The sequence below is a fragment of the Xanthomonas indica genome, assembly GCF_040529045.1.
GTDB lineage: Bacteria > Pseudomonadota > Gammaproteobacteria > Xanthomonadales > Xanthomonadaceae > Xanthomonas_A > Xanthomonas_A indica.
Window position 1 is genome coordinate 4,107,683 of record NZ_CP131914.1, and the last position, 18,936, is coordinate 4,126,618.

Here is an 18,936-nt window from a genome sequence, read left to right on the forward strand (position 1 = left end):
ATTAGGGATCGGGTATTCGCAAAAGCGGCTCCTCTTCGAAGAGTGAGTCGCAGCGAGAAGCGCGGTAGCGCACAGAAAGCGTCTACAGCGGCCGTGACGACGCGCAGCGAATCTTCTTGATAAGCATTCTCGTTTGCGGCAGGATTGCGCTCCCTTCCCCAGTTCCGCTCGCCCTCCCCCATGGCCTGCAAGATCGGGTTGCTCAACTCCGTGCCCAGTGCCCTGCTGTGCGAGATGTTCGGGCATGTCGGCTATGACTTTGCGGTGCTCGATCTGGAACACGTGCTGCGCTCGCCAGCCGAGCTGGAACACGCCATCCGCGCCTGCGAGCTGGGCGGCTGCGAAGCCTGGGTGCGGGTGCCCGAGGTCGATGCCAAGCTGATCGGCCGGGTGCTCGACGCTGGCGCCCGCGGCGTGGTCCTGGCCGGGCTGGACAGCGCCGAACAGGCCAAGCGCGCGGTCGCCGCCGCGCACTTCCCGCCGCACGGCCGCCGCGGCATCACCGGTGGCCGCGTCACCGGCTTCGGCAGCGTGGCCCTGGCCGACTACATCGCCCGCAGCCGCGAGCGCCTGCGCGTGATCCCGATGATCGAGAGCGCCGCCGGCGTGCGCGCGCTGCCGCAGATCCTGCAGGTACCCGGCGTGTCGCTGGTGATGGAAGGCGCGCTCGACCTGGCGCTGGACCTGGGCGTCGGCCCGCAGCCCACCCACCCGCAGGTCTGGGATCACCTGCTGGCGATCGATGCGGCCTGCCGCGCCGCCGGCGTTCCGTTCTGCCCCAATCCCCGCGACGCCGCACAGCGCGCGCACTGGCTGGTGCAACCGGACCTGCAGTGGCTGTTCGCCGGCGAAGACCGCGCGCTGCTGCAGGCCGCATTGCGCCAGCGCGCAGCCGACCTGCGCCGTCCCTGACCGTTTTCGTGCCTTTGGAGTCGTCGTCTTGATCGCTTCGCTTTCCCCTTCGCTGCTGGCCGTCGCCCTCGTCGCCGCCATGCTCGCTCCCACCAGCGTGCGCGCCGAGGACGTCCCGCCCGATGCCGACGCGCAGGCGCGGATCCGCCAACTCGACGCGGTGCAGGTGCAGGGCAGCCTGCTCGGCCGCTCCACCGTCGAGGACGTGCAGCACTACGCCGGCAGCCGCCAGGTGATCGACAGCACGCAGCTGCGCACCGGCGCCAACCGCTCGCTGGACGAGGCGCTGCAGAAGGTGCCGGGCATCAAGGTGTTCGACGAGACCGGCACCGGCGCGCTGCCGCAGATCATGCTGCGCGGCCTGTACGAGAGCCGCAGCGGCCGCGTACAGGTGCTGGAGGACGGCATTCCGCTGGCGCTGGCGCCGTACGGGCAGACCAGCCTGTCGCTGTTCCCGGTCGGCATGAACCAGATCGACCGCATCGACATCGTGCGCGGCGGCGCCGCGGTGCAGTACGGCCCCAACAACGTCGGCGGCGTGATCAACCTGATCAGCCCGGACATCCCCACCACCTGGACCACCACGCTGGGCCAGAAGGTCACCGCTGGCGGCGCCGGGCATTACCTGAGCGACACCGCGATCAGCACCGGCGGCTACGCCAGCGAGACCTTCGGCCTGCAACTGGATGCGAACTGGACCAAGGGCGACTATTGGCGTGAACACAGCGCCACCGACATCAAGAACCTGCGCCTGCGCGCAGAGTGGTGGCTGGCGCCGGACAAGCTGCTCAAGGCCAGCGTGCAGCGCTATGTCGCCGACATGGACATGGCCGGCGCCTTGTCCACCGCCGACTACCTGCGCAATCCGCGCCAGTCGACGCGGCCGCTGGATGCATTCACCGGCCGTACCACCCGCGCCTCGCTGGTCTACCAGCAGGACTTCGGCGACGTGGGGCCGTTCCAGGACCTGCGCCTGGACTGGAGCAACTTCAGCGCGCGCAGCAGCCGCAACTTCATCGTCGGCATGCGTTCGGCCTCCAGCGAGACCTGGCGCCCCGACCTGCCGCCGCAACTGCGGCAGAGCGCGCCGCGCGATTTCCGGGTCTACGGCAGCGAACCGCGGCTGAGCTGGACGATGGGCGACGCGGTGCGCCAGCAGTGGACGCTCGGCGCGCGCGCGATCAACGAGGACATCGACTTCCTGGTCGGCAACACCCGCCTCAGCAACGGCGTCTACACCCTGGTGCGCGACTGGCGCTTCAAGGATCGCGGCGCGGCGGCCTACGTCAGCAACGCGATCGCGTTCGCCGACGGGCGCGTCACCGTCACCCCTGGCCTGCGCTACGAGCAGGTCGATTCGCGCTACTACAACCTGGCCAGCGGCGCGCGCACGCGCAACAAGACCGACGACGTGTTGCCCGGCCTGACCCTGGGTTTCCAGGCCAGCCCGCAGTGGTACCTGTACGCCGACGGCCAGCGCTCGCTGCGCGCGCCGCAGGTCACCCAGATCATCTTCGGCGACAACCTCGACGCCGAACTGGCCTGGAACTACGAGGCTGGCGCGCGCTACCAGCCCAACGAGCGCACCCGTGTGCAGTTCGGCGGCTACCTGATCGACTTCGATCAGCAAATCCAGCTCGACAACACCACCCGCACCTACCGCAACCTCGGCAAGACCCGCCACCAGGGCGGCGAAGTGGAAGTGCAGTGGAGCCCGGCGCACCTGCGCGCGCTGACCCTCAACGCCGGCTACGCCTACCTGGACGCGCGGCAGGAATCGGGCGTGTACGACGGCAATCGCGTGCCCTACACCTCGCGCAACCAGCTCACCCTCGGCGCGTCGTACCGGCCCGAATCCGGTCATACCACCGTCGCCGTTTCCAGCTATTACTTCAGCCGTGCCTTCAGCGATGCGGCCAACACCGTGCAGGAGAACGCGATCGCCTCGGTCGGCGAACTGCCCTCCTACTGGGTGTGGAACGCGCAGCTGAGCCAGGTGCTCAGCGAAGGGACCAGCGGCAAGCTCAGCGCGTCGCTGGCGGTCAACAACCTGTTCGATCGCAAGTACTGGTACCGCGGCATCGACACCAGCCCCTGGGGCCGGCAGCCGGCGCCGGGCCGCAGCGTCACCGTCGGCCTCGAGTACACGTTCTGATCCATCCCGGCGTCGGACGACGACGCCGGACGCCGCACCACCGCGCGCCAGCACGGCGCGCCGCCGCCCGCGGGAGACGCGGGCCAGTGCAACGGACGCAGCCGCGTCCTTCCCTACCCAGCGCGCGCCCGATGCGATGCGCCAGGCAACCACGCGACCCTGCCGCAGCCGCGGCGCATGCCTCCCGTGTCCGCCTCCGCGCGGCCGCGCCGGCGTGCGTGCGCCTGCGCCCGACGAGACCCGCACATGACCCCGCACGACGCTCCCCTGCTGATCCTCAGCCACGTCTGCCACCCGGCGGTGACCGATGGCTTCCTTCCCGCCGCGCAGCGCCTGGGCGTGCCGGTGCTGCTGTTGACCGACCACCGCCACGCCCACCTCGACCACTTCCGCCGCCATCCGCCCGCCGCACCGGTGCAGGTGCTGGAGTGCGACGTGTTCAATCCGCTGGGCGTGCTCGACCTGCTCGGCAGCCTGCCGCAGCCGCCGCGCGCGGTGTTCAGCAACAGCGACCACCTGCAGACCAGCGCCGCCGTGGTCGCCGCCGCGCTCGGCGTGCCCGGCAAGGACTGGCAGGTCTGCTACGCGGCCAAGAACAAGGCGGCGATGCGCCAGCGCTTGCGCGCACTCGGCCTGCCGACGCCGTGGTTCTGCAGCCTGGCGCCGGGCGCGACGGCGCCGGCGCAGGTCTCCTGGCCGCTGATCGCCAAGCCGCGCGAAGGCGTGGCGAGCATGGACGTGCGCCACTGCGCCGACGCGACGGCGCTGCAGGCCTACCTCGACGATTTCTGGCAGCGCCACCCGCAGCGCAGCGTGCTGCTGGAAAGCGTGCTGGACGGCCCGCTGTTCACCCTGGAAACGCTCGGCGACGGGCGCAGCCTGCAGCCGATCGGCGGCTTCGACGTGAAACTGTCGGCACCGCCGCATTTCGTCGAGTGCGAGGCGCGCTGGCGCGGCGCCACCGACACGCCGGTGCTGCAGCAGGCGCTGGCGCAACTGCAGGCGTTCGGCATCGGCTTCGGCGTGTGCCACAGCGAATTCATCCTCACCGCCGACGGCCCGGTGCTGGTGGAGATCAACTACCGCAGCATCGGCGACGGCCGCGAATTCCTGCTCGACCGGCTGTTCGGCGGGCACTGGTTCGACAGCGTGCTCGGCCTGCACCTGGGCCGGCCGCTGCCGACGCTGCAGGCGCGCCGCGCGCACGCCCTGGTGCGCTACTACGTGGCCGAGCACGACGGCACGCTGGCGGTGGCCAGCGCCGACCACGGCAGCAGCGACACACATTGGGAGGCGCGCTACCGGCGCCTGCGGCAACCCGGCGACGCGATCCGCCTGAGCCACTCCAACAAGGATTACCTGGGCGTGCTGGACGTGCTCGCCGACACCGAATCGGACCTGCAGCGAGCGCTGGCCAGCACCGAGGCGGCCCTGCACTGGCGCATCGACACCACCACCGGAGTGGCGGCATGAGCCAGGACGCCGATCGCCGTTACATCGACCTGCGCGTGATCGATGCCTGCCTGCGCGAAGACCTGCGCGGCATCGTCAGCCGCGGCGCCGCCGCCACGCCGCCGCCGGCGGTGCTCGCCGCCTGGGCGCAGGCGCCGCTGCCCGCGGATGCCACCTGGTGGCGCATCGCGCACCTGCCCGACGGCGAACTGTGGCTGCCGCTGCGCCGCGCCGGCTACCTGCAGACCGTGAGCGCCTGCAGCGACGGCTGGGTGCTGCACACCGGGCAGCACAGCGCCTACGAATCCGGCGCCGCGCAGTGGCTGGCGCGGCTGGGCTCCGGACTCGACATGGAAACCCAGGCGCTGCACCGCGCCTACGTCGAGGAAGCCGACTGCGCAGTGCGCCAGCGCGCGCTGGCGCGGCAGGCCTACACGCAGCAACAGCCCCTGCTGGCCACCGCGCTGGACGCGGCCGACGCGCACGAACGCGCCTACCGCTGCGAACAACTGGCCAGCCACCGCGACCACCCGTTCTATCCCAGCGCGCGTGCCAAGCTCGGCCTGGACGACGCCGACCTGCCGCGCTACGCGCCGGAGTTCGGCCCCAGCTTCGCGCTGCGCTGGCTGGCGCTGCCGGCCGCGCAGGTCACCCAGACCACGCCGCCACCGGCCTTCTGGCCGCGCCCGAGCATGCTCGGCCTGGACCCGACGCTGGACGCCGATCACGTCGCCTGGCCGCTGCATCCGCTGATCTTCGCGCGGCTGGGCGAGGACAGCTTCGCCGTGCCCGAGGGCGCGATCGCCGCGCCGCAGCCGTGGCTGCAGGTACGCCCGTCGCTGTCGCTGCGCACGGTGATTCCGCTGGCGTTTCCCGATCATCACCTGAAGCTGCCGGTGCCGATGCGCACGCTCGGCGCGCTCAACCTGCGCCTGATCAAGCCGTCGACGCTGTACGACGGGCACTGGTTCGAACGCGTGCTGCGCGACCTCGCCGCGCACGATCCGGCGCTGGGCGAACGCTACCTGCACGTGGACGAGGCGCATGCCGGCCATGTCGGCGAGACCCGGCACCTGTCCTACCTGCTGCGCCGCTATCCGGCGCTGCCGGAGGCGACCCTGGTCCCCGTGGCCGGTCTGTGCGCGGCGCTGCCGGACGGCCGGCCGCTGGCCGTGCACCTGGCCGAGCGCTTCCATGGCGGCGACCTCACCGCCTGGTGGGACAGCTACCTGGCGCTGATGTGCGAGGTGCACCTGCGGCTGTGGCTGCGCTACGGCATCGCGCTGGAGGCCAACCAGCAGAACAGCGTGCTGATCTACGCCGCCGGGCGCGCGCCGCGGTTGCTGCTCAAGGACAACGATGCGGCGCGGGTGCTGCTGTCGCGGCTGCACGCGCAACGGCCGGCGCTGGCCGCGTTGGGTACGCCGCGCGACACACGCATCGCGGTGCAGGACGACACCGCGCTGGCGCGGATGTTCTGCACCATCATTTTGCAGCTGGATCTGCAGGCGGTGCTCGAAGGACTTGCGGAATGGCAGCCGGGACTGCGCGCAACGCTCTACGCGCTGCTGCGCGCGCGCCTGCACGGCACCCTGCGTACCTTGCGCGAAGAGGGCATCGATATCGCCCCGGCGCAGACGCTGCTGGATGCACCGAAGCTGCCGGTGAAGTACCTGCTCAGCGCCGGCAGCCTGCTCGGCAAGCAGATCACCGGCGCGGCGGACATCAACAAGTTCTACGGCGACAGCGCGCCCAACCTGCTGCGCGAGGATGCGCTGGCGGCGCGCGCGGCCGCGGCCGGGGCGGCGCGATGAAGCGCCTGCTCGGCCCGGTGCTGGCCGCGCACTACCTGGCCGCCTTCACCGCGCTGGGCATGCCGCTGTTCCTGCCGCAGGTGCTGCAGCAGCTGGCGCCGGGCGCGGCGATCGGCTGGAGCGGCGTGCTCTACGTGCTGCCGACCCTGTGCACCGCGCTCACCGCCAGCGCCTGGGGCCGGCTGGCGGATCGCTACGGACGCAAGCGCTCGCTGCTGCGCGCGCAGCTCGGCCTGGCGCTGGGCTTCGTCATGGCCGGCTTCGCGCCGAACCTGGGCTGGCTGGTCGCCGGCCTGGTCGTGCAGGGCGCCTGCGGCGGCTCGCTGGCCGCGACCAACGCCTATCTCAGCAGCCAGGCGCAGAGTGGCTCGCTGGCGCGGGCGCTGGACTGGACCCAGTTCTCGGCGCGGCTGGCGATGGTCACCGCCCCGGCGCTGCTCGGCCTGGCCACCGCGCTGGGGCCGGCGCAGTCGCTCTACCGCTATCTGGCGCTGCTGCCGCTGCTCGCCTTCGCGCTGAGCTGGCGCTTGCCGGCCGATCCGCCGCGCGCACCGGCGTCACGCGCGTCCACGCCCGCCGCGCCACACCTGGATGCGGCGCAGCGCCGCCAGCGCTGGGCGCTGTGGACCACGCAGTTCCTGTTCTGCTTCGCGATGGTGGTGACGTTTCCGTACTTCCTGCCGTATGCGCAGGCGCACGGCATCGGCAGCAGCGCGGTCGCAGGCCTGCTGTACAGCCTGCCGCACCTGGTCTACCTGGTGTTGATGCCGTGCTGGCGCGGTCGCGACCACCGCACCTCGCCGCTGCCGGCGGGGCTGGCGCTGTTCGCGCTGGCCTGCCTGCTGCAGATCGCGCCGCCGGCGCCGGGCTGGTTGATCGCGGCGCGGCTGCTGTTTGGCCTGGGCATGTGGATGGCGCTGCGCGGCCTCAACCGCAGCCTGGCCGAGATCGCCGGCGGGCACGGCGCCGGCCAGTTGTTCGGCCGTTTCGATGCCGCCGGCAAGTGCGCCGGCGTCGCCGGCGGCGCCCTCGCCGGCGCCCTGGTGCAAGGCCATGGCCTGGCCGTGCCGTTCCTCGCCGCCGCCGCGGCCGCCCTGCTGGCGCTGCTGCCGGCCCTGATGCTCACGTCCGTTCGGAGAACCGTCCATGTCCCCGTTGCCGATGCATGACCCGTGGTACGACAACCTCGCGCAAGCGCAGGCGATCACTTGCTGGCTCAACTGCTACCTGCGCGAAGTCGCGCTCGCTCGCGGCCTGGCCGACTTCGACTACCGCGGCCTGGACCGGCCCGGCGTCGCCACCGCCAACGAACGCTGGTTGCGCCTGCGCCTGCCCTCCGGCGCCACGCTCTGCGTACGCCTGGCGCATGCCGACGGCCTGGGCCGCTGCCGCTTCGCCTCGGCGCCCTACCTCAAGGCCGACGGCCGTCCCTGGCACTGCCTGGACGCAGAGGCGCTGGTGCGCCTGCTGTTGCAGGAGCTGAGCGAAGGCGAACAGGCGCCGAACCTGGAACTGCTGGCGCAGAGCGCCAACAGCATCGCCATCACCGCGCAACTGTTGCGCCAGGCCGAGGCCGCGTCGCCCACCGGCGAGGCGCTGATCGACGCCGAGCAGTCGATGCTGTGGGGTCACGCCTTCCATCCCACGCCCAAGAGCCGCGAAGGCGTGCCGCTGGAGCAGGTGCTGGCCTGCGCGCCGGAAGCGCGCAGTGCCTTCCCGCTGTTCTGGTTCCGCATCGACCCACGCCTGTACCGCGCGCAAGGCGATGACGTGCGCGCCACGCTGGCGCAGGCCGGCGGCGGCGCCGACCTGTACCCCTGCCATCCGTGGGAGGCCGAGCGCGTGCTGGCGCATCCGCTGCTGCGCCAGGCGCAGGCGCGCGGCTGGATCGAACCGCTGGGCGAACGCGGCCTGGCGCTGCGTCCGACCTCGTCGGTGCGCACGCTGTACCACGCCGACCTCGATCATTTCCTCAAGCTGTCGGTGCACGTGCGTCTGACCAACTGCGTGCGCAAGAACGCCTGGTACGAACTGGAAAGCGCGGTGGCGCTGACCCGCCTGCTGGCCCCGGACTGGCAGGCGCTGGCGCAGCGCGTGCCCGGCTTCCACGTGCTGCTGGAGCCGGCCGCCACCGACCTGGACTTCTCCGCGCTGGAGGCCGATGCGCAGGCCTGCCGCGAACTCGGCGAAAGCTTCGGCGTGCTGTACCGGCAGGCGATCCCGGCAGCGCAACGGGCACGCTATCGCCCGCAGGTGGCCGGCGCGCTGTTCACCCTCGACGCGCGTGGCCAGCCGGCCTGCGCCGCCGCGCTGCAGACGCTGGCAAAGCGCAGCGGCAGCAGCGTGGAGGCCGCCACCGCAGCCTGGTTCCGCGCCTACGCGCAGTTGCTGCTGGACGGCGTGTGGAGCGCCTGGTTCGGCTACGGCATCGTGCTGGAGCCGCACCTGCAGAACACCGTGATCGGCTGCGAAGAGGGCTTGCCGACGCAGGTGTGGATCCGCGACCTGGAAGGCACCAAGCTGCTGCCGTCGCGCTGGCCGGCCGCGCGCCTGCCCGGCATGTCCGAGACCGCGCGGCAGTCGCTGTACTACAGCGCCGAACGCGGCTGGAACCGCATCGCCTATTGCGCGCTGGTCAACAACCTGGCCGAAGCGATCTTCCACCTCGCCGACGGCCACGACCGCCGCGAACGCCAGCTGTGGCAGATCGTCGGCGACATCGCCCGCCGCTGGCAGCAGCGCCACGGCGCGCAACCGGCGCTGCAGGCCCTGCTCGATGGCGCGCCGCTGCCGGCCAAGAACAACCTGCGCCTGCGCCTGCTGCAGCGCGCCGACCGCCACGCCGACTACAGCTTCCTGCCCAACCCGATCGGCAGCGCCGCCCTGCGGCAGGTGGCGGCATGAGCCTGCGCATCGATCCCGCGCCGCTGCCGGCGGCGCTGGCGCGGCTGCGCGCGCAGGCCGACGGCCCGGTCTGCGCCTACGTCTACGACCTGGCGGCGCTGCAGGCGCACGCGGCGATGCTGCGCGCACACCTGCCGGCCGGGTGCGAGCTGTTCTATGCGGCCAAGGCCAACGCCGAGCCGCCCGTGCTGCGCACCCTGGCGCCGTGGGTGGACGGCTTCGAAGCGGCCTCCGGCGGCGAGCTGCAGTGGCTGCACACGCATCAACCGGGCCGCCGGCTGCTGTTCGGCGGCCCCGGCAAGCTCGATGCCGAACTGCAGTTGGCCGCCAGCCTGCCCGATTGCAGCGTGCACGTGGAAAGCCTGGGCGAGCTGCAGCGACTGGCCCGCATCGCCGCGTCGAGGGAGCGGCCGCTGTCGGTGTTCCTGCGCCTGAACATCGTGGTGCCGGGCATGCAGGACACGCGCCTGGTGATGGGCGGGCGGCCCTCGCCGTTCGGCCTGGACGTGGACGACCTGGACGCGGCCATGCAGGTGCTGCGCGGCGCGCGCGGGTTGCGCCTGGACGGCTTCCACTTCCACCTGCTGTCGCACCAGCGCGACGCGCAGCTGCAGTTGCGCCTGATCGCACACTACCTGCAGACCGTGCAGGGCTGGCGCCAGGCGTATGGGTTGGGACCGCTGACGGTGAACGCCGGCGGCGGCTTCGGCGTGGACTATGCCGATCCGGCGGCCTCGTTCGATTGGGCGACGTTCTGCGCGGGATTGCCGATGCTGCTGCACACGCATGGCGAGGGCCTGCGCCTGCGCCTGGAACCGGGCCGCTACGTCAGCGTCGCCTGCGGCTGGTATTTGATGGAGGTGCTGGACATCAAACGCAGCCATGGCGCGCAGTTCGCCATCGGCCGCGGCGGCACCCATCATTTCCGCACGCCCGCCGCGCAGGGCCACGATCATCCGTTCCTGGTCCTGCGCGGCACCCAGCCGCCGGTGCTGCGCGATGCGCGGGTGACCCTGGTCGGGCAGCTGTGCACGCCCAAGGACGTGCTGGCCCGCGACCAGCCGGTGGCCGCGCTGGCGCCGGGCGACTGCCTGGCGTTCCCGCTGGCCGGCGCCTACGCCTGGAACATCTCGCACCAGCAGTTCCTGATGCATCCGCCGCCGCAGATGCTGTTCCTCGACGGCCCGGCGCAGGCCGCCGACGCCATGCCGCAGCGCCGCATTGCCGACCCGGCCACCCCCGCGTCATGATCCGCTCGCCCGTGCCGGCACACCCTGCCGGCACACCATCCGGAGCTGCCGCCATGACCCGTTCCGCTCGCTTCGCCGCCACCTGTTTGCTGCTGAGCTTCACCGCCGCCCCGCTGCTGGCCACCGCCGCGACCAAGCCACAAACCGCACAACAGACCTTGATGGCCAAGTGTTCGGCCCAGAACAAGGGCAAGAAAGGCGACGAGTACAAGAGCGCGCAAAAAGCCTGCCTCAGCGGTGGCACCCCCCCGGCGGCGGGCAACGCCTCGCAGCAACGGATGAAGGACTGCAACGCGCAAGCCGCGACGCAGAAACTGCAGGGCGACGCCCGCAAGACCTTCATGAGCGGCTGCCTCAAAAAGCAGTGAGCCCGCTCGCCCTCTCCCCCTGGGAGAGGGTTGGGGTGCGGGTACGGCGCGCAGCGTCTCGCGGTGTTTGGGTGCACGAGGCTACGCCCTTACCCTCATCCGCCCCTTCGGAGCACCTTCCCCCCCAAAAGGGGGCCATGGTCCCGAGGGGAGAAGGAAAGGCGCCAGCCCCTCTCCCCCCGGGAGAGGGGTTGGGGTGAGGGTACGACAGCCAGCGAGACCGGCAACAACCGCGTTGCCAACCGCCACCGCTCCTACGAATCCCGACTCCCCACTCCCGAATCCCCGCCGTTCAACGGCATCCCCGCATGATCCACCGGGATCGGCGCATAGTCCTCGCCGAACGCGACCTCGCCCAGCGTCCATCCGGAACGCCGCCGCACCGCGCCCCAGAAGCGCTTGAGTCCTTCTACCTGCAGCGCCACCAGGCCCAGTTCGTTGTCGCGGTCGACCATCGGATCGCCCACCCCGGTCGGCCGCACCGGCTCGCCGTACAGCGCCGTGCCGAACAGCACGTCCCAGAACGCGAACACCTGGCCGAAGTTGCAGTTGTGCAGGCCGGGCCGCTCCGGATCCACGCGCATGTGGTGCAGGCGATGGAACGGCGGATCGACCAGGAGTTTGTTGAGCACCGGGCCGAAGCCGAAACGGGTGTTGGCATGCGACAGGTTCTGCACCAGTTCGCCGAGCAGCATCAGCCAGGCGAACTCATCGGCCTCGATGCCGAAGGCGATGCCCACCGCGGCCAGCACGAACGACTGCAGCATGCCGTCCAGGTAGTTGCTGCGGTCGTTGGCCCAGCAGCTGAGCTGGCGCTGGCTGTGGTGCATGCTGTGCATGGCCCACCACCACGGCATCCAGTGCTGCACCCGGTGCATCCAGTAGTAGGTGAAGTCGTAGGCCAGGTAGTACAGCGCGAACAGCACCAGCGGATGCTGGTCCAGCCACGGCCAGGCATGGCGCAGGCCGGTCTCCGGCGCCGCCGCGGCATTGGGGTCGGCGCCGCCCAGCGCGTTGACCACCGGCGTCAGGATCAGGAACGAGAACAGCGGGAACACCCCGATCAGCATCAGCCAGGTGTAGTGGAAGTCGATCCGCGCCAGCCGCCGGTGTTCCCAGCGCTCGGCCGGCCACAGGCTCTCCAGCGGCCGGAACAGCACGGCGATGATGGACAGTTGCAGCGCGGCCACCAGCAGCGAGGCGGCGATGTCGTGCGGATCGTCGCTGAGCCCGGTCAGGTGCAGCGCCGCCAGCAGCGGCGCCACCGCATGGCTGGCGACCAGGTCGACCAGCGTGGACCAGGCGTGGGCAATGGACGAAACCATGGCGATGGCAGGCATGCGGAAACGGCGATGGGGGCGCGACGCGCGGCGCGACAGCATGCTGCCGCTGGCTTTCGCCAAGCTGTCCGCGTCGACCGAGGCCGGCCGCCACTGCCCGCGCTAGTGCGCCGCGGCGGTGCCCGGCCGCCGGCTCGGTAGCAACGCCGCGACGATCCCCAGCAGCGGCAGGAACGACATCACCTGGTACACGAAGACGATGCCGCGGTGGTCGGCGAGCAGGCCCAGCACCGCCGCGCCCAGCCCGCCCATGCCGAAGGCGAAGCCGAAGAACAGCCCGGAGATGGTGCCGATGCGCCCGGGCATCATTTCCTGCGCGTACACCAGGATCGCCGAGAACGCCGAGGACAGCACGAAGCCGATCAGCACGGTCAGCGCGGTGGCCGCATGCAGGCCCACGTGCGGCAGCGCCAGCGCGAACGGCGCCACGCCCAGGATCGACACCCAGATCACTGGCTTGCGGCCGATGCGGTCGCCGACCGGGCCGCCGATCAGCGTGCCCAGCGCCGACGCCAGCAGGAACGCGAACAGATGCAACTGCGCGCTCTGCACCGAGACGCCGAAGCGCTGGATCAGATAGAACGTGTAGTAGCTGCTCAGCCCGGCGATGTAGAAGTACTTGGAGAAGATCAGCAGCAGCAGGATGCCGACGATGCGCACCACCATGGCGCGCGGCAGCGCGGGCGCCGTGGCGACCGGCCGCGGCGCGGCGCGCGCGGCCTGCAGGTGCAGCGCGTACCAGCGCCCGACATAGGACAGCAAGGCGATGCCGAGCAGCGCCGCGCCGCCGAACCAGGCCACGCTGTGGCGGCCGTTGGGCACGATCACCGCCGCGGCGATCAGCGGCCCCAGCGCGGTGCCGGTGTTGCCGCCGACCTGGAACACCGACTGGGCCAGGCCATGGCGGCCGCCCGAGGCCAGCCGCGCGATGCGCGAGGATTCGGGATGGAAGATCGCCGAGCCGATCCCGACCAGGGCCGCGGCCAGCAGCACCATGCCGAAGCTGGGCGCGTAGGCCAGCAGCAGCAACCCGCACAGCGTGGAACTCATGCCCATCGGCAGCGAATACGGTGCCGGCCGGAGATCGGTGCGCAGCCCGATCAGCGGCTGGAACAGCGAGGCGGTGATCTGGTACGTGAGGGTGATCAGGCCAACCTGGGCGAAGCTGAGCTGGAACTGGCCCTTGAGCACCGGGTACAGCGCCAGGATCAACGACTGCATCATGTCGTTGATCAGGTGCGAGGAGGTGATGGCCGCGAGCACGCCGGCGGCAAGCCTGCGCGGCGCGGCAGTGGGGCTGGAGACGGTGGGGCTGGCGGCAGGTGCGGAGGCGGGGGTGGCCGCGGACGCGGCGGGGCGCAGAGAGGACATGGCGGAACGGGCAGCGCGAGGGTGGACGCATGGTAGGCTTCCCGGCCCCGACCTTCCCGCGCGACATGACCACTCCCTATCGCGAAAAGGACATGCCGCAACCGCCATCGCCGCGCAATGCGGACGACGCCGTGGCCGACGTGGTGTGCAAGGCCACCGACTACCCCGGCGACAGCGCCATCCCCCCGCATCGCCATGCCCGTCACCAATTGGTCTACGCGGTGTCCGGGCTGATGGTGGTGCGCTCGGGCCAGGGCCACTGGGTGGTGCCGAGCACGCGTGCGCTGTGGATGCCGGCCGGCACCGAGCACAGCGTGCGCTGGATCGGCACGCTGCGCATGCGCAGCCTGTACATCCGCCCCGACGCCATCGCCGGCATGCCCGACACGCCGGCCGTGGTGGCGGTGGAGCCGTTGCTGGAAGCGCTGATCCGCAGCGCCGCCGAGATCCCCTGGGACCACGCCACCGACTCGCGCGACGGGCGGCTGATGCGGCTGATCCTGGACGAACTGCATGCGCTGCCGGCGCTGCCGCTGTACCTGCCGCAGCCGCGCGATCCGCGCCTGCTGCGCATCGGCGCCGCGCTCGACGCCGACCCGGCCGACCCCACCACCCTGCACGCCTGGGCCGCGCAATTGGAGGTGGACGTCAAGACCATCCAGCGCCTGTGCCAGCGCGACCTGCGGATGCGCTTCGGCCAATGGCGGCAGCAACTGCGCCTGCTGCGCGGACTCGAACGGCTGGCCGCCGGCGATCGCATCATCGACGTGGCGATGGACCTGGGCTACGACAGCCCCAGCGCGTTCACCGCCATGTTCAAGCGCCAGTTCGGGCAGCCGCCCAGCCAGTTCTTCCGGTAGCGGTCCCGAGGCGGCGGCGCAGCGACCGCGCAGTCACCAGCACGCGGCCAGGCACCGACGTCTGGCCATGCGGCGTCGCTGCCGGCCATGGCACCGGCGATCAGGCGTTGGACCTGGATTTGGAGACGGCGGACGCGCGACGCGCGCTGATGCGCTCGACCATCTGCATGTGCTGCGTGCCCCACTCGCACAGCCCTGCCAGCGCCGCCGCCAGGGACTGCCCGAACGGCGTCAGCGCGTACTCGACCCTGGGCGGGATCTCCTGGAAGTCGGTGCGGGCCACGACCTGGTCGCGTTCCAGCTCCTTGAGCTGCTGGATCAGCACCTTGTCGGTCACGCCGCCGATGGCACGCCGCAACTCGCCATAGCGGTGCACGCGCTTCGCCAGGTGGTAGAGGATCAGCGGCTTCCACTTGCCGCCAAGCACGGACAGGGCGGCCTCCAGACCGCAACTGAAAGTGGCGTTCGCCATGATCCGACCGCTCCGAAGGCACTTACCAAATGGTGCATACTATTCAAAAGAATAGCCCAGTTCTACAGTGGCGCCTCCCCATTCCCTGGAGCGCAGCATGCGCAGGCTAAACGGCAAGATTGCAGTGGTGACCGGCGGCAACAGCGGCATCGGTCTGGCAAGCGCGATCCGCTTCGCCGCCGAGGGCGCGCAGGTCGTCATCGTCGGGCGTCGGCAGGAGGAACTGGACAAGGCGCTGCGCCTGATCGGTGCCGACGCCATCGCCATTCAGGGCGACATTTCCAGGCTGGACGATCTGGACCGCGTCTTCGCCCAGGTCCAGGCCAGCAAGGGCCGCATCGACGTGTTGTTCGCCAATGCGGGGCTGGGCGACTTCCAGCCGCTCGGCGCGATCACCGAGGATTCCTTCGATCGCACCTTCGGCGTCAACGTCAAAGGCACGCTGTTCACCGTGCAAAAGGCGCTGCCGCTGATGGGCGCCGGCGGCTCGGTGATCCTCACCGGTTCCACCACCGGCAGCATGGGCACGGCGGCATTCAGCGTGTACAGCGCCACCAAGGCCGCCCTGCGCAACTTCGCCCGCAGCTGGGCGCTGGACCTGAAAGGCACGGGCATCCGCGTCAACGTGCTCTCGCCCGGGCCGATCGCGACGCCCGGGCTGGACGCGGTGCTGTCCGGCACGGGCCAGCAGGAGGCGATCCTCGACGGCATGACCGCGCAGCTCCCGCTGGGCCGGATCGGGCGCGCGGAAGAGGTCGCGGCGACGGCGCTGTTCCTGGCCTCGGACGAGAGCAGCTTCATGACCGGCAGCGAGGTGTTCGTGGACGGCGGATTCGCGCAGGTCTGAACGACGCGCGGCCGTTCCACCCTGCCGGCACAGCCCGGCCGACCGGTCGAATCGCGCGCCGATCAGGACGGCAGCGGCGCCGAAGGCATCAGCGGCGCCTGCGCTTGCACGTGTTCCTGCGCGCCGGCCTGCAGATATTCGCGTGCGCACAGCGCCATGTCCCACAGCAGCATCGCCGTATGCCAGTGCGCCTGGGCCTGCGCGTCCAGGCGGTCGCTGGCCAGGACCGCATGGTGGCGCGCCGCGCGCATGGCCTGGTGGGCAACGCCCGGCAGGTCGCCGCGCGCGAGCCGGCGCAGCACCGCACGCACCCGCGGCCCCGACGCGCCATCGGTCCGCGCCAGATCAAGCGCGTCGCTGCCCATGCCCAGCGCGCCGAGCAAGGCGGCCAGGTCGGGCTGCAGCGTCGACTCCGGCAGCGCGGCGGCCAGGCCCAGGCGCGCGCGCATGCGATCGGCCATCAGGCCGAACCAGGCCCGTCGCTTCATGCGCCGCGGATGCAGCGCGATCGCCGCGAGATCGGCATCGACCGAACGCCGCAGCCGGCGCACGTACCGCCCGGCCCCACTGGGCAGCAGCACGGTGAACATCAGCACGCCGATGCCGATCCCCAGCAAGAGCGTCAGCGCGCCATTGAACAGTTGCACCACACCGGTCGTGGTGCCGTTGAGCGGCCCCACCAGATCGATGAAGAAGATCGAGCCGCTGGCGCCCAGCGCGGCGGTCGACGGCCGCCGCATCGCCAGGCCGGCCAGGATCAGGAACGGCGCCAGCACTGCCACCAGCCCGGCGAAATCCTCCACCCAGGGCAGCAGCCAGACGATGCACACGAAGGCCGCCAGTGCCGCCAGCCCGGCGCCCTTGAGAAAGCCGAGGCCGCCGGACACCGGATCGGGTCGGGTCGCATACAGCGCGCACACCACGCCGACGATGGTCACCATGCCCGAACCGGCACTCCAGCCGCTGTAGACCCAGAACAAGGACGCCGCCCCCACCGCCAGGAAGGCGCGCAGTGCGTTGTACGCCGCCTCGTGCAGGTCCCGATGGCGGCGTGTGGCGAAGCGGTGGCGCGACGGCCGGCCCTGTTCGAACGCCGCCTGTTCGTGCTGGCTGGCCTGCAGGTCGCGCACGATGTTGCGCGCGTGTTCCAGCGCGAACGCACGGTCGAAGGCCTCGCGCCGATGCGCGCACAACCGGCGCAGGCGGCGATGGCGCAGGTCGAGCAGATCCAGTGCGGCGGCCAGTTGTTCCTGGCCAGGCAGCCGGCCCTCGGCACGCTGGACCAGCACGTCGTGCACGCCGCGCAGCGCCCGCGAAGGCGCGCGTCCATCCAGGCCGACCCGGCACGATTGCGCCGCCGACAGCTGCGCCAGCATCAGGTAACTGATGTGGCGCAGGCGCCCGCCCAGCCGCGCGATCTCGCGCGAGCGCGCGGCGGCATAGTCGACCGCATCGTTGAGCGCCAGCGCGCTGGCGAAGAAGCCGTGGATCTGCGTGCCGGTCGCCTCGCCGCGCAGCAGCCGCGCGGCCAGCGCGCTGCCCTGGCGCAGATACGTCTCCAGCCGCGACTCCAGTGCCGGGCGCGGCGACGCCGGCGAGAAGATCGACGCCATCGCGCCTTCGACCAGGATGCCGAGCAGGATCTCGGTGGCGCGCGCCACGGCGATGTCGAACACCTGCTGCGGATGGGCGGTGGAGGACATGCCCACGATCATCGCCGTGTAGCCGGCCAGCACCACGCCATAGCTGCGGAAGGCCGAGACCACGCTGGCCATGCCGGTGCACACGCCCAGCCACAGCGCCAGCGCGATCATGAACAAGGGCGGCGCCTGGCCGAACAGGCCCATCAGCACCACGGCCATGCTGGCCCCCACCAGCGTGCCGACGATGCGGTTGCGCGCCTTGACCACGCTCATGCCGCGGTCGGCCTGGGCCACGATGAAGACCGTCATCGCCGCCCACTTGGGGTCTTCCATCGAACACAGCAGCGCGATGGCCAGCGCCAGCAGCGCGGCAGCCGTGGTCCGCAGCGCAAACCACAACGCGGGCGAAGGACGGAAGCGGACCATCGACACCGGGTCGAAGCAGGGCAGGCGCATGGCCGTCATCGTAGAAGCAGATCGCTTGCGAGATAATGGCGCCAGAGATGGATAGACTCTTGCCAGAAACGGAAGAAAACCGCCGCGCCGACAGCGTGGACTTCGACAGCGTGCGGCTGTTCCTGCGCGTGGTCGAACACGGCAGCCTGACCGCCGCCGCGCGCCAGGCGCGCGTGCCGCTGACCAGCGTCAGCCGTCGCATCAAGGCACTGGAACGGGCACTGGGCGTGCAACTGCTCCATCGCACCACCCGGCGGCTGGCGGTATCCGAGGCCGGGCGTGCCTTCTATGCCAGTTGCGTGGAGGCCGAGCAGACCCTGCAGGATGCCGTGCAGGCCGCGCGCGACCTGCGCGCCCAGGCGCGCGGCACCCTGCGCGTGCTGGCCCCCTATGCGCTGGGCCTGCTGGTGCTGGAACCGCAGTTGGCGCGATTCCGCCAGCGCCACCCGGGCGTGCAACTGGCGCTGACCTACGACGATCAGCCGCTGGACCTGCTCCGCCATGGCCTGGACGTTGCGGTCCATGTGGGGCCGCCGGTCCATTCCAGCTACGTGGCGCGGCCGTTGGGCGCCTCACGCGGCATCCTGGTGAGCAGCCCCGAGTATCTGGCCCGCGCCGGCACGCCCGCCCACCCCAAGGAGCTCATCGGCCACGCCGTGCTCGCGGTCGGCGCGGATGCGCCGCTGGTCGCCTGGGCGTTGCGGCACGGCGCCGGCGAAGCGATCGAGCTGACCCTGCGGCCGGTGCTGATTTCAAACGAATCGACCACGGTGATCCGCCAGGTCGCCCAAGGCGCCGGGATCGCCCTGCTCTCCCAGCCGCTGGTCCAGTCGCGGCTGGACCAAGGCCAGCTGGTGCGCCTGTTGCCAGGCTGGCAGCGCTGGCCGGACCTGGAGATCACCGCGCTCTACCCCCGTCGCGCCACCCAGGAGCGCAAGGTGCGCGCCTTCGTCGATTTCCTGCTGGAGATCTTCGCCGATTGGCGCGTGTCCGATTGAAAGGCGCCGCTCATCACCCGCCTCCGGCCCAGCGCGCCGGAGGCGGGTTTCCCGGTAGGAGCGGCTTCAGCCGCGATGGGCTGCCGGGAACGCC

The 18,936-nt window shown here is 71.2% G+C and carries 16 protein-coding genes; 12 read left to right on the forward strand and 4 right to left on the reverse strand.

Going from position 1 to position 18,936, the window contains the following annotated elements; genetic code table 11:
- The first annotated feature begins 180 nt into the window (after nucleotides 1–180).
- The 8 genes from Q7W82_RS17725 (at nucleotide 181) to Q7W82_RS17760 (ending at nucleotide 10,855) form a co-directional block, all read left to right on the forward strand.
- Nucleotides 181–912, forward strand: a complete 732-nt coding sequence (locus Q7W82_RS17725) for an aldolase/citrate lyase family protein (protein ID WP_242161054.1) — start codon at nucleotides 181–183, stop codon at nucleotides 910–912.
- 28 nt (nucleotides 913–940) lie between these two features.
- Complete coding sequence (locus tag Q7W82_RS17730) at nucleotides 941–3,067, forward strand: TonB-dependent siderophore receptor (protein WP_242161053.1); 2,127 nt, start codon at nucleotides 941–943, stop codon at nucleotides 3,065–3,067.
- 246 nt (nucleotides 3,068–3,313) lie between these two features.
- Nucleotides 3,314–4,540, forward strand: coding sequence for a siderophore biosynthesis protein PvsA (locus Q7W82_RS17735; RefSeq protein ID WP_242161052.1), 1,227 nt, complete (start codon nucleotides 3,314–3,316; stop codon nucleotides 4,538–4,540).
- Nucleotides 4,537–6,333, forward strand: a complete 1,797-nt coding sequence (locus tag Q7W82_RS17740; protein ID WP_242161051.1) for an IucA/IucC family protein — start codon at nucleotides 4,537–4,539, stop codon at nucleotides 6,331–6,333. The genes Q7W82_RS17735 and Q7W82_RS17740 overlap by 4 nt, the downstream gene beginning before the upstream one ends.
- Entirely contained in the window at nucleotides 6,330–7,502 is a 1,173-nt protein-coding gene (locus tag Q7W82_RS17745; RefSeq protein ID WP_242161050.1) for an MFS transporter, read from the forward strand. The genes Q7W82_RS17740 and Q7W82_RS17745 overlap by 4 nt, the downstream gene beginning before the upstream one ends.
- The gene (locus tag Q7W82_RS17750; protein ID WP_242161049.1) at nucleotides 7,480–9,237 is read left to right on the forward strand and encodes an IucA/IucC family protein; all 1,758 of its coding nucleotides are present in this window, start codon (nucleotides 7,480–7,482) and stop codon (nucleotides 9,235–9,237) included. The genes Q7W82_RS17745 and Q7W82_RS17750 overlap by 23 nt, the downstream gene beginning before the upstream one ends.
- Nucleotides 9,234–10,487, forward strand: coding sequence for a type III PLP-dependent enzyme (locus tag Q7W82_RS17755; protein ID WP_242161048.1), 1,254 nt, complete (start codon nucleotides 9,234–9,236; stop codon nucleotides 10,485–10,487). Before Q7W82_RS17750 ends, Q7W82_RS17755 begins: the two co-directional genes overlap by 4 nt.
- Nucleotides 10,488–10,540: 53 nt before the next feature.
- Entirely contained in the window at nucleotides 10,541–10,855 is a 315-nt protein-coding gene (locus Q7W82_RS17760; protein ID WP_242161047.1) for a PsiF family protein, read from the forward strand.
- A gap of 254 nt (nucleotides 10,856–11,109) precedes the next feature.
- On the opposite strand, the gene Q7W82_RS17765 is transcribed toward Q7W82_RS17760, so the two are convergent.
- Nucleotides 11,110–12,180, reverse strand: coding sequence for a sterol desaturase family protein (locus tag Q7W82_RS17765; protein WP_242161046.1), 1,071 nt, complete (start codon nucleotides 12,178–12,180; stop codon nucleotides 11,110–11,112).
- Here Q7W82_RS17765 and Q7W82_RS17770 point away from each other — a divergent pair.
- Nucleotides 12,167–12,301, forward strand: coding sequence for a hypothetical protein (locus Q7W82_RS17770; RefSeq protein WP_260115068.1), 135 nt, complete (start codon nucleotides 12,167–12,169; stop codon nucleotides 12,299–12,301). The genes Q7W82_RS17765 and Q7W82_RS17770 overlap by 14 nt on opposite strands.
- On the opposite strand, the gene Q7W82_RS17775 is transcribed toward Q7W82_RS17770, so the two are convergent.
- On the reverse strand, nucleotides 12,298–13,566 hold the full coding sequence (locus Q7W82_RS17775) for an MFS transporter (protein ID WP_260115067.1): 1,269 nt from the start codon (nucleotides 13,564–13,566) through the stop codon (nucleotides 12,298–12,300). The genes Q7W82_RS17770 and Q7W82_RS17775 overlap by 4 nt on opposite strands.
- Before the next feature lie 29 nt (nucleotides 13,567–13,595).
- Between Q7W82_RS17775 and Q7W82_RS17780 the strand changes: the two genes are divergently transcribed.
- On the forward strand, nucleotides 13,596–14,426 hold the full coding sequence (locus Q7W82_RS17780; RefSeq protein ID WP_353949497.1) for a helix-turn-helix transcriptional regulator: 831 nt from the start codon (nucleotides 13,596–13,598) through the stop codon (nucleotides 14,424–14,426).
- A 100-nt stretch (nucleotides 14,427–14,526) separates the two neighbouring features.
- On the opposite strand, the gene Q7W82_RS17785 is transcribed toward Q7W82_RS17780, so the two are convergent.
- A complete protein-coding gene (locus tag Q7W82_RS17785; RefSeq protein ID WP_242161044.1) occupies nucleotides 14,527–14,898 on the reverse strand; it encodes a helix-turn-helix domain-containing protein in 372 nt (123 codons plus the stop codon).
- Between the two features lie 97 nt (nucleotides 14,899–14,995).
- On the opposite strand from Q7W82_RS17785, the gene Q7W82_RS17790 reads away from it, so the two are divergent.
- On the forward strand, nucleotides 14,996–15,745 hold the full coding sequence (locus Q7W82_RS17790; RefSeq protein ID WP_242161043.1) for an SDR family oxidoreductase: 750 nt from the start codon (nucleotides 14,996–14,998) through the stop codon (nucleotides 15,743–15,745).
- A 62-nt stretch (nucleotides 15,746–15,807) separates the two neighbouring features.
- Here Q7W82_RS17790 and Q7W82_RS17795 read toward each other — a convergent pair whose 3' ends face one another.
- Nucleotides 15,808–17,844: an FUSC family protein gene (locus Q7W82_RS17795; protein WP_242161042.1), complete on the reverse strand. Its 2,037-nt coding sequence runs from the start codon at nucleotides 17,842–17,844 to the stop codon at nucleotides 15,808–15,810.
- Between the two features lie 47 nt (nucleotides 17,845–17,891).
- Here Q7W82_RS17795 and Q7W82_RS17800 point away from each other — a divergent pair, with 47 nt between their 5' ends.
- Nucleotides 17,892–18,842 (forward strand): LysR family transcriptional regulator, encoded by a 951-nt coding sequence (locus Q7W82_RS17800; protein ID WP_242161041.1) that lies wholly within the window; start codon nucleotides 17,892–17,894, stop codon nucleotides 18,840–18,842.
- The last annotated feature ends 94 nt before the right edge of the window (nucleotides 18,843–18,936 follow it).

Excerpts from the sequence above, each read along its gene's own strand:
- Q7W82_RS17725 (WP_242161054.1), top strand. The coding sequence starts at position 181 with ATGGCCTGCAAGATCGGGTTGCTCAACTCCGTGCCCAGTGCCCTGCTG.
- Q7W82_RS17735 (WP_242161052.1), top strand. The coding sequence starts at position 3,314 with ATGACCCCGCACGACGCTCCCCTGCTGATCCTCAGCCACGTCTGCCAC.
- Q7W82_RS17740 (WP_242161051.1), top strand. The coding sequence starts at position 4,537 with ATGAGCCAGGACGCCGATCGCCGTTACATCGACCTGCGCGTGATCGAT.
- Q7W82_RS17745 (WP_242161050.1), top strand. The coding sequence starts at position 6,330 with ATGAAGCGCCTGCTCGGCCCGGTGCTGGCCGCGCACTACCTGGCCGCC.
- Q7W82_RS17750 (WP_242161049.1), top strand. The coding sequence starts at position 7,480 with ATGTCCCCGTTGCCGATGCATGACCCGTGGTACGACAACCTCGCGCAA.
- Q7W82_RS17755 (WP_242161048.1), top strand. The coding sequence starts at position 9,234 with ATGAGCCTGCGCATCGATCCCGCGCCGCTGCCGGCGGCGCTGGCGCGG.
- Q7W82_RS17760 (WP_242161047.1), top strand. The coding sequence starts at position 10,541 with ATGACCCGTTCCGCTCGCTTCGCCGCCACCTGTTTGCTGCTGAGCTTC.
- Q7W82_RS17770 (WP_260115068.1), top strand. The coding sequence starts at position 12,167 with ATGGACGAAACCATGGCGATGGCAGGCATGCGGAAACGGCGATGGGGG.
- Q7W82_RS17765 (WP_242161046.1), bottom strand. The coding sequence starts at position 12,180 with ATGGTTTCGTCCATTGCCCACGCCTGGTCCACGCTGGTCGACCTGGTC.
- Q7W82_RS17775 (WP_260115067.1), bottom strand. The coding sequence starts at position 13,566 with ATGTCCTCTCTGCGCCCCGCCGCGTCCGCGGCCACCCCCGCCTCCGCA.
- Q7W82_RS17780 (WP_353949497.1), top strand. The coding sequence starts at position 13,596 with ATGGTAGGCTTCCCGGCCCCGACCTTCCCGCGCGACATGACCACTCCC.
- Q7W82_RS17785 (WP_242161044.1), bottom strand. The coding sequence starts at position 14,898 with ATGGCGAACGCCACTTTCAGTTGCGGTCTGGAGGCCGCCCTGTCCGTG.
- Q7W82_RS17790 (WP_242161043.1), top strand. The coding sequence starts at position 14,996 with ATGCGCAGGCTAAACGGCAAGATTGCAGTGGTGACCGGCGGCAACAGC.
- Q7W82_RS17795 (WP_242161042.1), bottom strand. The coding sequence starts at position 17,844 with ATGCGCCTGCCCTGCTTCGACCCGGTGTCGATGGTCCGCTTCCGTCCT.
- Q7W82_RS17800 (WP_242161041.1), top strand. The coding sequence starts at position 17,892 with ATGGATAGACTCTTGCCAGAAACGGAAGAAAACCGCCGCGCCGACAGC.